This is a genomic window from Martinezella sp. CNPSo 3890, from assembly GCF_057784455.1.
Genome location: NZ_JBXSOR010000015.1, coordinates 68,492 through 82,142, shown reverse-complemented (window position 1 = coordinate 82,142; position 13,651 = coordinate 68,492). Strand labels below are relative to the sequence as shown.

Annotated in this window: 11 protein-coding genes; 5 read left to right on the top strand and 6 right to left on the bottom strand. The window is 61.2% G+C overall.

Annotated elements, in window-relative coordinates:
- Nucleotide 1: 1 nt before the first annotated feature.
- The 3 genes from AC13RC_RS26670 (at nucleotide 2) to AC13RC_RS26660 (ending at nucleotide 4,424) form a co-directional block, all read left to right on the top strand.
- On the top strand, nucleotides 2-910 hold the full coding sequence (locus AC13RC_RS26670) for an amino acid--[acyl-carrier-protein] ligase (protein ID WP_488559040.1): 909 nt from the start codon (nucleotides 2-4) through the stop codon (nucleotides 908-910).
- A gap of 8 nt (nucleotides 911-918) precedes the next feature.
- On the top strand, nucleotides 919-1,878 hold the full coding sequence (locus AC13RC_RS26665; protein WP_113331600.1) for a DUF1839 family protein: 960 nt from the start codon (nucleotides 919-921) through the stop codon (nucleotides 1,876-1,878).
- 77 nt (nucleotides 1,879-1,955) lie between these two features.
- On the top strand, nucleotides 1,956-4,424 hold the full coding sequence (locus tag AC13RC_RS26660; protein ID WP_488559039.1) for a glycoside hydrolase family 2 protein: 2,469 nt from the start codon (nucleotides 1,956-1,958) through the stop codon (nucleotides 4,422-4,424).
- A gap of 64 nt (nucleotides 4,425-4,488) precedes the next feature.
- Here AC13RC_RS26660 and AC13RC_RS26655 read toward each other — a convergent pair whose 3' ends face one another.
- From AC13RC_RS26655 to AC13RC_RS26630, 6 genes are all read right to left on the bottom strand, one after another.
- Nucleotides 4,489-5,568, bottom strand: coding sequence for an ABC transporter ATP-binding protein (locus AC13RC_RS26655; RefSeq protein WP_113421266.1), 1,080 nt, complete (start codon nucleotides 5,566-5,568; stop codon nucleotides 4,489-4,491).
- 44 nt (nucleotides 5,569-5,612) lie between these two features.
- Nucleotides 5,613-6,683: a Gfo/Idh/MocA family protein gene (locus AC13RC_RS26650; protein ID WP_488559038.1), complete on the bottom strand. Its 1,071-nt coding sequence runs from the start codon at nucleotides 6,681-6,683 to the stop codon at nucleotides 5,613-5,615.
- Between the two features lie 7 nt (nucleotides 6,684-6,690).
- On the bottom strand, nucleotides 6,691-7,716 hold the full coding sequence (locus AC13RC_RS26645) for a Gfo/Idh/MocA family protein (protein WP_488559037.1): 1,026 nt from the start codon (nucleotides 7,714-7,716) through the stop codon (nucleotides 6,691-6,693).
- Between the two features lie 73 nt (nucleotides 7,717-7,789).
- The gene (locus tag AC13RC_RS26640) at nucleotides 7,790-8,674 is read right to left on the bottom strand and encodes a carbohydrate ABC transporter permease (protein ID WP_488554933.1); all 885 of its coding nucleotides are present in this window, start codon (nucleotides 8,672-8,674) and stop codon (nucleotides 7,790-7,792) included.
- Nucleotides 8,667-9,578 carry a carbohydrate ABC transporter permease gene (locus AC13RC_RS26635; RefSeq protein WP_488559063.1) on the bottom strand — a complete coding sequence of 304 codons (912 nt, stop codon included), beginning with the start codon at nucleotides 9,576-9,578 and terminating at the stop codon, nucleotides 8,667-8,669. Before AC13RC_RS26635 ends, AC13RC_RS26640 begins: the two co-directional genes overlap by 8 nt.
- A 61-nt stretch (nucleotides 9,579-9,639) precedes the next feature.
- The gene (locus AC13RC_RS26630) at nucleotides 9,640-10,923 is read right to left on the bottom strand and encodes an ABC transporter substrate-binding protein (RefSeq protein ID WP_113331514.1); all 1,284 of its coding nucleotides are present in this window, start codon (nucleotides 10,921-10,923) and stop codon (nucleotides 9,640-9,642) included.
- Nucleotides 10,924-11,103: 180 nt separating this feature from the next.
- On the opposite strand from AC13RC_RS26630, the gene AC13RC_RS26625 reads away from it, so the two are divergent.
- Both AC13RC_RS26625 and AC13RC_RS26620 read left to right on the top strand, forming a co-directional pair.
- Nucleotides 11,104-11,799 carry a TetR/AcrR family transcriptional regulator gene (locus tag AC13RC_RS26625; protein WP_113352696.1) on the top strand — a complete coding sequence of 232 codons (696 nt, stop codon included), beginning with the start codon at nucleotides 11,104-11,106 and terminating at the stop codon, nucleotides 11,797-11,799.
- Nucleotides 11,800-12,221: 422 nt separating this feature from the next.
- The gene (locus AC13RC_RS26620) at nucleotides 12,222-13,643 is read left to right on the top strand and encodes a mandelate racemase (protein WP_488559036.1); all 1,422 of its coding nucleotides are present in this window, start codon (nucleotides 12,222-12,224) and stop codon (nucleotides 13,641-13,643) included.
- Nucleotides 13,644-13,651 lie beyond the last annotated feature (8 nt).

Here is a 13,651-nt window from a genome sequence, read left to right as displayed (position 1 = left end):
CATGGATATGCAAACATCGTTTCTCGACCTTCTTTTCGAATCCGGCCTGCTGATCGACACCGGCGTTGATGGTCTCTACGGCCGCAGCGGCCAGTTCGAAGACGTTATTTCCGCTTTCGAGCGCCTGATCGACAAATTCGGCGGCGCCGATGGCGCCGAAGCAATCCGCTTTCCGCCGGGCATGAACCGCGCCTTCTTTGAGACGAGCGGCTATATGAAGAGCTTCCCACAGCTAGCCGGCACCGTGCACAGCTTCTGCGGCAACGAGCTTGATCACATGAGCCTGCTGAAGTGCATGGAAGTCGGCGACGACTGGACGAAAGACCAGCAGGCCACCGATATCGTGCTGACGCCCGCCGCCTGCTATCCGCTCTATCCGACGGTTGCCAAGCGCGGCGCCATTCCGGAAGACGGCGCGCTTTACGATCTGCAATCCTATTGCTTCCGCCACGAGCCTTCCAAGGACCCGGCCCGCCAGCAGCTCTTCCGCATGCGCGAATATGTCTGCATGGGCAGCGAAAAGCATGTGACGGATTTCCGCCAGAGCTGGATGGATCGCGGTGTCGAGATGATGAAGGCCGTCGGCCTCGACGTCACCATCGATGTCGCCAACGACCCGTTCTTCGGCCGGGCCGGCAAGATGCTCGCCAATAACCAGCGCGACCAGAACCTGAAGTTCGAGCTGCTGATCCCGATCACGTCTGCCGCCAAGCCGACCGCCTGCATGAGCTTCAACTACCATCAGGATGCCTTCGGCACGAAATGGGGCCTGAACTTTGCCGATGGCCGCGTCGTGCACACGGCCTGCGTCGGCTTCGGCCTGGAGCGCATCGCGCTGGCGCTGTTCCACACCCATGGTCTCGACACCAAGGAATGGCCCGAGAGCGTGCGCAAGGCACTGTGGGGCTGATCGCACCCATGGCTTCCGTGTTTCAGGGACTGGATCCCGCCGCCTACAAGCCACATGCGCTGCACGACAGCGAGCGCATGTGGCCTGAGACCAACTGCTACATCGATCTCTGGATCGAGGTGCTTTCGAGCCTGAAGCTGCCGCCCGAAGCCATGCTCGGCTTCACGGTGACACAGGATTTCGAGGGCGATCAGTTCACCTTCTTCAAGGTGCCGCTCGAGGATCTGGAAGCGCTCTATGGCGTGCGCTGCACCGAGCTTGCGATTTACGACAAGGTTGAGAACCATGTCGCCGAGCAGATCGGCCGCGGCCGGCTCTGCCTGGTGGAGATGGATTCCTTCTTCATGCCGGACACGCAAGGCGTCGGCTATCGCCGCGAACACGGCAAGACGACGGTCGCGATCAACCGGCTCGACATGCAGGGCCGCACGCTCGATTATTTCCACAATGGCGGCTTCTTCCAGCTGTCGGGCGAGGATTTCGACGGACTGTTCCAGCTGCATCTGACGGACGAGGACCTGCCCTTCCTGCCCTATACGGAATTTGCGAAATTTCCGGAGAAGGTACCCGCTGACGCTGGGATCCGCGAGACGGCGCGGCAGCTTCTGTCCTTCCATTTCCGCCGTCGCCCCAAGGCCAATCCGATCCGTGCCTTCGCCGAGGTCTTCCCGGCGCAGGTGGAGGCGATCGCCGAACGGCCTTTCGGCTTCTTCCATAAATATGCGTTCAACACGCTGCGTCAGCTCGGCGCCAATTTCGAACTGGCCGGCAGCCATTTCGATTGGCTCGCGGCTGATTTGGGTAACGCGGCTGGCGAAGCGCGGAAAATTTCCGAGACGGCAAAATCGGTGCAGTTCCAGCTTGCCCGCGCCATCACGCGCAAGAAATTCGAGCCGCTGCGCACGGCGCTTGATCCCGCCGCCGATGCGTGGGATTCCATGATGAGCGAACTTGAACGGAAGCTTTGACGGGCTTCCGTTTGATCCGCGATACGGCTGGGTTATTTCTGAACATATTGGGGCGGGGGTAATCCCCCGAAGATGTCATGGGCGGGCGCTTGGCGGATCTCGGCGGCGGAATGCGGCTGAGCGAAGGTTGGAATCTGGTACTGACGGAGGCAGGCACCTGCCTCTTACCGTCCGATGTGCCGCTGACCTCAGGTTTCATTCCCGCGCCCGTGCCGGGCACGGTGGCGGAGGCGCTGGAAAAGGCCGGGCGTTTCGACCGGACAAGGCCGCAGCCGCTTCATGATCGCGATGCCTGGTACATCTGCCGTCTGGTGGATGTGGAGGCGGGCGAGGCGGTCCTGCGACTGGAGGGGCTGGCGACGCTTTGCGAAGTCTTCCTCAACGGCCAGCAAATCCTTGTGTCCGAAAGCATGTTCGAGGCCCATGACATCGACGTCACCCTGCTCGGCGGTGACGAGCTGGCGCTCTGCTTCCGTGCGCTGGAGCCGAAGCTTTCCGAGCCCGGGCCACGCGCCCGCTGGCGGCCGCAGATGATCACGCCCCAGGGCCTGCGCATGGTGCGCACGACATTGCTCGGCCATATGCCAGGCTGGTGTCCGGATGTTCAGGCCGTCGGTCCGTGGCGGCCGATCTCGCTGCTGCGGCCGAGCGCGCCTGTCATTCGTGATCTCTCCTTGCGGCCGGACCTGCTTGAGAATGGCGAGGGTAGGCTCTATGCCTCGCTCTCGATCGAGGGCACGGTTGAGGAGCTGCTTTTGCGCTGCGGAGAGACGGAGCAGGCCTTCGAAAAGGATAGCGCCGGCCGTTATACCGCAATCCTCAAAATTCCCGATGTGGTGCCCTGGTGGCCGCATACGCATGGCGTGCCGCAGCTCCATGATATCTCGCTCGTCGTCGATGGCGTGGAGCATGCGCTCGGAAAGACCGGTTTCCGTCGGCTGTCGGTCGATCGCGGCGCCGATGGCCAGGATTTCGCTCTTGTCGTGAATGGCGAGCGGATTTTCTGCCGCGGCGCGGTCTGGACCACTGCCGATATCGTACGCCTGCCTGGCGGCCGCGACGATTATGAACCCTGGCTACGGCTGGCGGCTGAAGCCGGCATGAACATGATCCGTATCGGCGGCACCATGGCATATGAAACGCCGGAATTCTTCCGCCTGTGCGACGGACTTGGCCTGCTGGTCTGGCAGGATTTCATGTTCGCCAATTTCGACTATCCGAAGAATGACAAGGCGTTCAACGCCCATGTCGAGGCGGAGGTTTCGCAGTTCCTGAGCGGCACTCGGCTGTCGCCTTCGCTGGCCATCCTTTGCGGCGGCAGCGAGATCCATCAGCAGGCAGCCATGATGGGCCTGCCCGAACAGTTCTGGAAAAGCCCTGTTGTCGAGGAGATCATCCCGCCACTGGTGCAATCGTTGCGGCCGGATGTGCCCTATGTCGTCAACTCGCCCTCGGGCGGGCCGATGCCGTTTTCGCCAAATGCCGGCGTCACGCATTATTATGGCGTCGGGGCGTATATGCGGCCGCTTGCCGATGCGCGCCGCGCCGACGTCCGCTTCGCCGCAGAGAGCCTGGCTTTCGCGCATGTGCCGCAAGCCCGTACTCTGGGGCAGCATCTGCCGGTTCCGGCAGTCCATAGCCCGCTATGGAAAGAGCGGGTACCGCGCGATCGCGGCGCATCCTGGGATTTCGAGGATGTGCGTGATCATTATCTTCAGGAGCTTTACGGTTTCGAGCCCAACCGATTGCGGCGGGAAGACCCGGATCTCTATCTCAACCTCTCGCGGGCGGTGACCGGTGAAGTGGCCGAGGAGACCTATGCGGAGTGGCGCCGCCGAGGTTCCGGCTGCAATGGCGCGCTTGTCTGGACTCTGCAGGATCTGCTTCCCGGCGCCGGCTGGGGCGTGATCGATTCGACCGGAGAGCCGAAGCCGGTCTGGTATGGGCTGCGCCGTGCCTTCCGGCCAGTGCAGGTGCTTCTGATGGATGAAGGTACGAACGGTCTCGACGTACACGTCATGAATGAGAGCGATGCGGCGCTTGACCTCACCGTCGAAGTCTCCTGCCTGCGTGACGGGCGTCAGATCGTCGTCGGTGGCGGCCGCGATCTGGTGCTCGAAGCCCGCGCCAAGCAAAAGATAGCCTGCACTGATCTGTTTGGCGCCTTCTTTGACACGACCTATGCTTTCCGTTTCGGTCCGCCATCACATGACGTCGTAGCGGCTCGGCTGACGAACTCGGTAACCGGCGCGGTGATCGCTGAGGCCTTCTACTTCCCGTTAGGCAGAACGAAAGCTCTTCACGACGCCGAGATCACTGCATCGGTTCTTCAGGAAGGCGAGGATTGGTATTTGGAGCTGATCAGCGACCGGCTGGCACAATCCGTGCAGATCGATCTGGAAGCCTATCGGGCCGAGGACGACTGGTTCCATCTTGCGCCGGGCAGCCGGCGGATTCACCTGTACCGGCGGGAGGGCGTTCCGGTCGATGTCATTCCATCCGGTCAGATCCGCGCCATCGGCAGCCGGCGGATCGTCGAGGTGTAGTTGATGGCGGCACGAGGAGTTATCTCGCCCGCCAGGGGCGAGATAACTCTTCACACCAGCTCTCCTACAACGTCATCCCATCTGGCCCGAACAGGTGGCAGCGCTCGGGATCGATATGAATGCTAACCGTCTCGCCGGCGCGGATGGCTTGCTGATCTTCCAGCGCGACCGTCAGCGCCTGGCCGCCATGCAGCGTGACGTAGAGGATCGTCTGGCCGCCGAGATGTTCGACGAGATCGACGCGGGCATTGCCGAGAGCCAGGCCCCGATCGCCGACATTCAGGTGCTCCGGGCGGGCGCCGAGGGTCACGGGTTGTCCCGGCTGGAGGCTGCCCAGCCGGCGCGGCAGGCGCACCGTCTGGCCGGCGAGATCGATGACGGCGGAGCCGTCGTCGGAGGCGACGATTTTCGCATCGAGAAAATTCATCTTTGGCGAGCCGATAAAGCCGGCGACGAACTTGTTCTTCGGCTTGTTGTAGAGGTCGAGCGGCGCGCCCACCTGCTCGATCTTGCCACCGTTCAGCACCACGATCTTGTCGGCCATGGTCATGGCCTCGGTCTGGTCGTGGGTGACGTAGATCATGGTATTGCCGAGCCGCTGGTGCAGGCGAGCGATCTCGACGCGCATCTGCACGCGCAGTTCCGCGTCGAGGTTCGAAAGTGGCTCGTCGAAGAGGAAGATGTTCGGTTCGCGCACGATGGCGCGGCCGATGGCGACGCGCTGGCGCTGGCCGCCGGAAAGCTGTTTCGGCTTGCGCTGCAGCAGCTGCTTGATTTGCAGGATTTCGGCCGCTTTTTCGACGCGCGGCTGGATGTCCTGTTTCTTCATGCCAGCCGTTTCCAGGCCGAAGGCGAGGTTCTTGTAGACGGTCATATGCGGATAGAGCGCATAGGACTGGAAGACCATGGCGATGCCGCGCTTGGAGGCGGGGACATCGTTCATGCGGCTGCCGTCGAGATAGAGGCCACCGCCGGAAATCGGCTCGAGGCCTGCGATCATGCGCAGGAGCGTGGACTTGCCGCAGCCGGAGGGGCCGACGAAAACGGTGAATTCCCCCGGCTCGATCTCCAGGTCGATCCCGTGAACCACCTGAAGCTCGCCGTAGCGCTTGATAACCTTCTGCAGCGATACGCTTGTCGCCATAGGCGCTCCCTCCTTGTTGGTCCTGATGGCTCGCGGGGCAACGTTCATGACGGCCTCCAACTCTTGTATTTCTTGGCTTCCGGCCCGACGGGGAAGCGGACTTCGGTGCGCGTTTCCGACGATTCATAGAATGCCGTGACCAGTTCCAGTGCCTGGCGGGCATCGGCCGTCGTCACCGGCAGCGGTCCGCCGGACACCAGCGCGTCGTGGAACAGCCTCATCTGCGTGTTGAAACGGTTGGGAATAGGCGACCAGTCGGCGAGCAGCGCATCGATCTTCGCGCCGATCTCGTCATTAGCGGGGACGATCTTCCAGGGGTCCTGGCCGGGGCTGTAGGGCTCGTGATTGCTTTCGATCAGGACGTTTTCGAAGGCGAGGCGCAGGCGACTGATCTGCTCCTGCGAGCCGAGCGTTGCGCTGATGGTGGCGAGCGCGCCGTTTTCCATCAACAGGCTGGCGCTGGCGCAGTCCTCCACCTCAATATCGTTGACGCGGGTGGCGACGCGGCCGAAGAGGCCCGCGATCGGCCCCATCAGATAGGTCAGCATGTCGTGCAGATGGATAGAGTGCGTCATCAGCACGCCGCCGAGTTCGGTATCCCACTTGCCGCGCCAGGAAACCGCATAATAATCGGCGCCGCGCACCCAATGCGTCTCCGACGTGGCGACATAGGGCTTGCCGGCAATACCCGAAGCGATGATGCGCTTGGCCTTCTGGATGCCGTCGCCATAGCGATACTGGAAGATCGGCATCAGCCGGCCCTTGGCGGTCTTTTCGGCCGCGATGACCGCATCGACATCGGCGAGCGATCCCACAAGCGGCTTTTCGCAGACCACGTGTTTGCCGGCGGCAAGCGCCTCCATGATGAGCTGGAAATGCGAGCTGGGCGGCGTGCAGATGTCGATGATGTCGATATCGGGCATGTTGAGGACTTCCGAGAAGTCCTTGAGGCGTCTCGCGATGCCGAATTCGTCGCCGACGGCATTCAGGCGTTCCTCGTTGAGATCGCAGAGAACCGCGACTTCGAAACGATCCGGATGTGGCAGATACCCTTCGACGATGTGAGAGCGGCCGATGCCGAGGCCGATGATCGCGACTTTCTTGATGTCGGACATGACGCAGTTACCTCTGAGCGTTCTTGAGCGATGTAGCCTCGGCAAGCGCCTGCGCCTTCAGCGCCAGCTCCATGGCCTTGAAGCAATGTTCCTGACCCATAGCCGTCTCGGTACGGTCTCTGATGTCGGCTACAAGCTGGCGGCCATAGGGCAGCTCCACTCCGCTGCAGTCGATATGCTGCATGCCCTTGCGATCGGTGAGGAAGAGGTGATCGGTGCCGGGCCGGCCGGCGACGTCGATATATTTGCGCAGCTCGATTGTCCCTTCCGTGCCGACGATGAAGAGGCGGCCGTCGCCCCATGTCGACAGACCATCCGGCGTGAACCAGTCGACGCGGACATAGCCCGTGACGTCAGGCGTCCTCACATGGAAATCGCCATAATCCTGCAGGCCCGGCGTTTCCGGATTGGCGCGGTTGGACACCGTCGCCGACAGCACCTCGGCTTCCAGCGAGTCCGCGAAGAACAGAAACTGCTCGCACTGATGCGAGGCGATGTCGGCGATGATGCCGCCATAGCGCTTACGGTCGAAGAACCAGTCCGGCCGGGTGGGTTTGCGGAGCCGATGGGGGCCGAGGCCGGTCGTGTGGATGACCTTGCCGATGGCGCCTGCCTTGACCAATTCGCCGGCCTTGACCGTCGATGCCGTCTCGAAATGTTCGGAATAGAGGATGGAGACGATGCGCTTGGTCTCGGCCTGCACTTTTCGCACTTCAGCGAGCTGATCCAGCGTCACCATGCCGGGCTTGTCGAGCATCACGTCCTTGCCGTGGCGCATGGCCTCGATAGCGAGATCGGCGCGCTCACTGGAAATCGCGGCGCTGACGATCAGCGTGATGGAGTTGTCCTCGAGAATTTCTCTTTTATCGGCAACGCGTTTCGCCTGCGGAAAGCGCTCGGCGAAGGTGGCGGCGAGATCGTCTTCCACTGCATGGAAGGCGACGAGTTCGGCGCCGGCCCGCAGCATGACGTTGACCTGGCCGTAGATATGATCGTGATTGAGGCCGATGGCGGCGAAGCGCAGCGCGCTCATGCGACATTTCCTTTCGTGGGTTTGTTGGTTCGCAGTCCCAAACCTTGGGTATTCGGGACTGCGGGGTTCATAATCAGCGTTTGAGGCCGGCGGTCGCGATGCCGTCGATCAGCAGCCTCTGGAAGAAGAGGAAGATCAGGAAGACCGGGATCAGCGACAGGCTCGACATGGCAAACAGGCTGCTCCAGTCGGAACTTCCGGTGGAGTCGACGAAGGAGCGCAGGCCGAGCTGTACCGTGTAGGTGTTGATGTCCGAGAGGTAGATCAGCGGCCCGAAGAAATCATCCCAGGTCCAGATGAAGGAGAAGATGGCGGCCGTCGCCAGAACGGGAAGCGACAGCGGCAGCATGATCCGCCAGTAGATGCGCCATGGGCTGCAGCCGTCCATCATGGCGGCCTCGTCCAGCTCGCGTGGAATGCCGCGGAAGAACTGCACCATCAGGAAGATGAAGAAGGCATCGACGGCCAGGAATTTCGGCACGACGAGCGGCAGCATGGTCTTCACCCAGCCGAGCTTGAGGAAGAGTATATATTGCGGGATCAGCGTGACGTGATAGGGCAGCATCAGCGTGCCCAGCATCAGCGCGAACCAGAAATTCTTGCCCCAGAAGTTCAGCCGCGCGAAGGCGTAAGCCGCCAACGAGCAGGAAATGACGTTGCCGATGACCGAAAGCACGGCGATGACGGCCGAATTCCAGACGAATTTGCCGAAGGTGACCTGGCCGCCGAACCAGCCGCGGGCATAGGAGCTGAAATCGAATTGCGAGGGGATCAGCGAGGCCGTGCCGAAGATCTCGTTCTGGTCCTTGATCGAGCCCGAAAGCATCCACAGCAGCGGATAGAGCATTACGATCGATGCGGCGACGAGAGCGACGTGGATGAGGAGGGAAAGGAACCATGGTCGCTCGCGCGGCGGCTTCATGTCCTCGGCAAAATGGGTGAGCTTCGCGTCAGTCATCGTAGTGGACCCAATAACGAGCGGAGAGGAAGGAAAAGGCGGTGAAGATCGCGATAATGATCACCAGGATCCAGGCGAGTGCCGCGGCATAGCCCATGCGGAAATAGCCGAAGGCTTCCTGGTAGAGATAGAGCGTATAGAACAGTGTCGAGTCGATCGGCCCGCCGGTGCCGGAGGAGATCACATAGGCAGGCGTGAAGGCCTTGAAGGCGTCGATCGTCTGGACCACCGCGTTGAAGAAGATCACCGGCGTCAGAAGCGGCAGGGTGATCTTGAAGAAGATCCGCGTTTTCGAGGCGCCGTCGAGGCTGGCGGCTTCATAAAGATCGGTCGGGATCTGGCGCAGGCCTGCGAGGAAGATGATCATCGGCGAGCCGAACTGCCAGATGGCGAGAATGACGAGCGTATAGAGCGAGTAATCGGGATTGGAGATCCAGCTCGGCCCGTTGATGCCGAAGGCGTACCAAAGCAGGGTATTGACGATACCGTCGGCATCGAAGATCTGCCGCCACAGCACGGCGATGGCGACGCTGGAGCCGAGCAGTGACGGCAGATAGAAGATGGCACGGTAGACCGGCAGGCCCTTGATGCCGCGGTTGAGCAGCAGCGCCACCAGCAGCGCGAAGGCGAGCTTCAGCGGCACGGAGCAGACGACATAAAACAGCGTCACCTTCATCGACGACAGGAACTTGTCGTCCGCCGTCGCGATCCGCACATAGTTGTCTATGCCGACGAGATTGGGAGACTGCAACAGATTATAGTCGGTAAAGGATAGATAGAGCGAGGCGATCGCCGGTCCGAGGGTCAGTCCGAAGAAGCCGATGAACCACGGCAGAAGAAAGAGATAGCCGGGTGCGTTGCGCGAGAATGCGCTCGGCGCCTTGTAGGAGGTCTCCACGCGCAACGGCGCGCGCGCGCCGACGGCCAAGCCGCCGGCAACGCTCTTGCTGTTTGTACCCACGGTATCAGCCTCGCGTAATGTTTGCTGCTGCCTGTTCGGTGAACTTCGTTCCAGCGTCCTGTGCGCTGGTTTTGCCGAAGGCCACCTCCTCGGCGATCTTCTTCAACAGGAATGCATTCTCGCCGGCGCCGTTCGGTGGGGATGGCGGCAGCGCTCCGACGTGCGGCGTCAGCCGGCCGATATAGTCGACCACCTGCTTGCTGACGGGATCCAGATCCGGCGTCAGGAGGTCGCGGATCTTTTTTGAAGGCGGAACGCCGCGCTCGACTCCGAGTGCCTTCGTGCCTTCCGGGTCTTCGACCAGATAATTGACGAAGGCGACGGCGGCATCCTTGTTTGCTGACGTCGCCGAAACCGACATCAGCATCGACGGCTTCAGATACTGGCCGGGCTTGCTGTCGGCATTGGCCGGATAGGAGACGATATCGAGCTTTTCCTTGTTCAGACCTTGAATGGCAACGAACTGGTTGGAATGGGCGAAGCTCATCGCTGCTTTTTTGGTGACAAGCATATCAGTTTCGAGCGTCTGCTGATCGAGCGCCTGCACGTCGGCCGGAACACAGGCGCCAATCTTGCGCATGTGACCCCACAGATCGAACCATTCGGTCGCGTCCTTTGCTTCGAAGGCGAGCTTGCCGTCCGTCGTATACAGCGCCTTGCCGCGCTGGCGCAGCCAGCATTCGAGCGCCGGCTCCCCGCCGCTTGCGTCGGCCGTGCCGTAGAAACCGCGACGCTTCTTGGCAGCCGTGACCTTGGCGCAGGCATCGCCGATCTGCTCCCATGTCATGGCGTCATGTGGCGGTTCGACGCCGGCCTCGGTCCAGGCGGCCGTATTGACGACGACCATGAAGGAGTTCACGCCGAGGCTGACACCGTAGATCTTGTTGTCGACCTTGCCGGAATCGATGTTGGCCGGGCCGAAATCCTCGATCGCCAAGCTCTTGCCGAGATAGGGCGTCATGTCGAGCAGCGCGCCGCGGCGGGCATATTCGAAGATGTAACGATAATCCATCTGGATGAGGTCGGGCGCGTTGCCGCCGCCGGTCTGGGTGGCCAAGCGCGTCCAATAGCTGTCCCAACCGAAGGATTCGCCGGCGATGGCGATATCCGGGTTCTTGGCCTGATAGGCCTTTACCGCCGCAAATGTCCGGTCGCTACGCTCCTTCGATCCCCACCAAAGAAGGCGCATCGCGGTTGCCGCATGGGCGCTTGAAAGTCCGATACCGCTGAAAGCGAGTGTGGCTGCCATGCCGGCTAGCAACTGCCGGCGATCGATCGTCAACGTCATCCTGGTCTCCTCCCCAGTGAACCGATGATTTACGAACTGCTTTGCATGATATAACTATTTGGTTACAAGTTGGATAGAAACGCGACCGCTGTCAAGCGCCAATCGTGCGGCAATCAAAACGATGTATGCCGGAACCGGCAGCATCCGTCGCTAATGCTACCGTTCGGAAGGAGATCGTCCATGGCGGTCAGGGCGAGACAAGAGCCTGAAAATAAAGCGCAAGCGGATGCCGGCAAGACCTTGGGCAAGCGGTCGAGAAAAGCGTCTCGCAATCCGCAGCGCACCCATGCCACGATCCTGGACGCGGCGACGGAGGAATTTGCCGCGCATGGCTTCGGTGGCGCCAGGGTGGATGCGATTGCAGCGCGGGCGCAAACGAACAAGCGGATGCTCTATCATTATTTCGGCGACAAGGAGGGGCTCTATCTCGCCGTGCTGGAGGCGACATATGCGACGATCCGCAACGCAGAAAAGCAGCTGGATCTGGCGCATCGTCATCCGGAAGAGGGGATGCGGGAGCTGGCCTTGTTCACCTGGCGGCATTTTCTAGCGCATCCTGAGTTTCTGAGCCTGCTTGCCACCGAAAACCTGCATCATGCGCATTATCTGCAGCGCTCCGACAAAGTCTCGGCCATGCATTCGCATCTGATCGACGAACTCGCAGACGTGCTGCGCCGTGGGGAGGCGCTTGGCATTTTCCGGCCGGCGGTTGATCCCATATCAGTCTATCTCACGATCGCGGCACTCGGCTTTTTCTATCTGTCGAACCGGCACACCTTGTCGACGATTTTCGCGCGGAAGCTGATGGCACCGGATGCGCTGAATGAGTGGGGTGAGCATATCGTTGCCGTCACGCTCGCTTCGATCCGCGCGTAGTGTTCGGCAGTGCGGCGGTTCGAGAAATTTTCAAAAGGTGATTGACAACGCCGGAGGTAACGCGCGATCTTGTAACCATATGGTTACATTGCTTGGGCGACTAAGCATTTGCTTTCCTGGTTCTGGAGGGAATCGGGCATGGAGGAGATAGCGTGTGCCTGTCGCTACAATGCGGCGTGGCCGGAGATTTGAAGAACCGCTTCTGCAATGGACTGAATAGCCCCTCACCCCAGCCCTTTCCCCGTTGAGGCGGAGAGAGGGGGCGACAGAGCAAACCAGCTGGCCGTTACTGGTTTCGTGCTGGTCATGGGCTTGAAAACTCCTTCTCCCCGCAGGCGGGGAGAGGGCTGGGTGAGGGGCCACGCATATTGGTGCCCTATGCAAATAGACTTGCCTGACCATCACAGGAGCCGACCAGCATCATGACCGAACCATTGACCATCAGGCTTGTCGAGGCCGAAGCATTTGAGCGTCAGGTCAAGCTGCGGCTTCCCTTCCGTTTCGGTGCAGCAACCTTGCGCGAGGCGCGGCAGATTTTTCTGCGGGTGCGCATCGAGGATGTGCTGGGGCGTTCGGCTGAGGGCATGGCCGCCGAGTTGATGGTGCCGAAATGGTTCGACAAGTCGCCCGAGCTTTCCAATGCGGACAATGAAAACCAGCTGCGGCGTTCGCTGGCTCTGGCGCTCGATTCCTTAAGAAGTGCGGGCGCGGGAACGGCTTTCGGCCTGCATGCTGCCGCCGAGGCCTCACATCATGCCCAAGCGGCGGCGGAGAAGCTGAACGGGCTTGTCGCATCCTTCGGTCTCGCGCTTGCCAACCGGGCTATTCTCGATGCGCTCTGCCGGCTGGAGGGACTGACCGTCGCGCAAGCGATCAAGGCGAACCGCCCCGGTATCGATGCTTCCACGGCGCGCGATCTCGCGGGCTTCGATCTCACAGGCTTCCTAGCAAGTTTGCAGCCATCGGCAAGCCTTGCTGCCCGCCATACTGTCGGTCTGGTCGATGCTATCCTGCCAGGCGATATTCCGGCAAGCGAGCGGCTGAACGATGGCCTGCCGGAAAGTTTCGAAGAGGCGATCGACGCCTATGGGCTGACGTTCTTCAAAGTGAAGGTGTCGGGCGTTCCCGACGCGGATATCGACCGCCTTTGCCGCGTCGCTGCCGTCATCGATGCCAAGGTGCCGAACTATTCGGTGACGCTCGACGGCAACGAACAATTCTCATCCGCCGAAGCCGTCGCTGATCTGCTTTCCCGGGTGAAGGAAGAGCCAAGGCTGGCAAGATTTGCCTCTTCGATCCTGTTCGTTGAGCAGCCGATCGCCCGCGCCCATGCCTTCGAGAAGCCGGTGAAGGCGCTTGCTGCCTTCAAGCCGGTGGAGATCGACGAATCCGATGCCGATATCGATGCCTTCGTCACGGCGAGGGGGCTTGGCTATACCGGCATCTCCTCGAAATCCTGCAAAGGGTTCTATCGCTCGCTATTGAACCGGGCGCGCGTTGCCAAATGGAGTGCCGAGGACGGCATTCCCTATTTCATGTCGGCCGAGGATCTGACGACGCAAGGAGGTCTCGCCGTGCAGCAGGATCTGGCGCTCGCATCGCTCATCGGCATGACGCATATCGAGCGCAACGGTCATCATTATGTCGACGGCATGGCCGGCGCGCCGGAGGCGGAGCAGGCCGCTTTCGCCGAGGTGCATTCCGATCTCTACCGCATCAGCAATGGCCGCACGCGACTGCGGATCGAGGGGGGACAGCTTGCGATCAGTTCCGTTATCGGTGCTGTCGGTCTCGGTTCATCGGTCGCGCCGGATTGGACGGCGATGGAGAGGTCGCCGCACTAGCTGCAGAT

Excerpts from the sequence above, each read along its gene's own strand:
- AC13RC_RS26645 (WP_488559037.1), bottom strand. The coding sequence starts at position 7,716 with ATGAGCGCGCTGCGCTTCGCCGCCATCGGCCTCAATCACGATCATATC.
- AC13RC_RS26640 (WP_488554933.1), bottom strand. The coding sequence starts at position 8,674 with ATGACTGACGCGAAGCTCACCCATTTTGCCGAGGACATGAAGCCGCCG.
- AC13RC_RS26650 (WP_488559038.1), bottom strand. The coding sequence starts at position 6,683 with ATGTCCGACATCAAGAAAGTCGCGATCATCGGCCTCGGCATCGGCCGC.
- AC13RC_RS26625 (WP_113352696.1), top strand. The coding sequence starts at position 11,104 with ATGGCGGTCAGGGCGAGACAAGAGCCTGAAAATAAAGCGCAAGCGGAT.
- AC13RC_RS26620 (WP_488559036.1), top strand. The coding sequence starts at position 12,222 with ATGACCGAACCATTGACCATCAGGCTTGTCGAGGCCGAAGCATTTGAG.
- AC13RC_RS26660 (WP_488559039.1), top strand. The coding sequence starts at position 1,956 with ATGGGCGGGCGCTTGGCGGATCTCGGCGGCGGAATGCGGCTGAGCGAA.
- AC13RC_RS26670 (WP_488559040.1), top strand. The coding sequence starts at position 2 with ATGGATATGCAAACATCGTTTCTCGACCTTCTTTTCGAATCCGGCCTG.
- AC13RC_RS26665 (WP_113331600.1), top strand. The coding sequence starts at position 919 with ATGGCTTCCGTGTTTCAGGGACTGGATCCCGCCGCCTACAAGCCACAT.
- AC13RC_RS26655 (WP_113421266.1), bottom strand. The coding sequence starts at position 5,568 with ATGGCGACAAGCGTATCGCTGCAGAAGGTTATCAAGCGCTACGGCGAG.
- AC13RC_RS26630 (WP_113331514.1), bottom strand. The coding sequence starts at position 10,923 with ATGACGTTGACGATCGATCGCCGGCAGTTGCTAGCCGGCATGGCAGCC.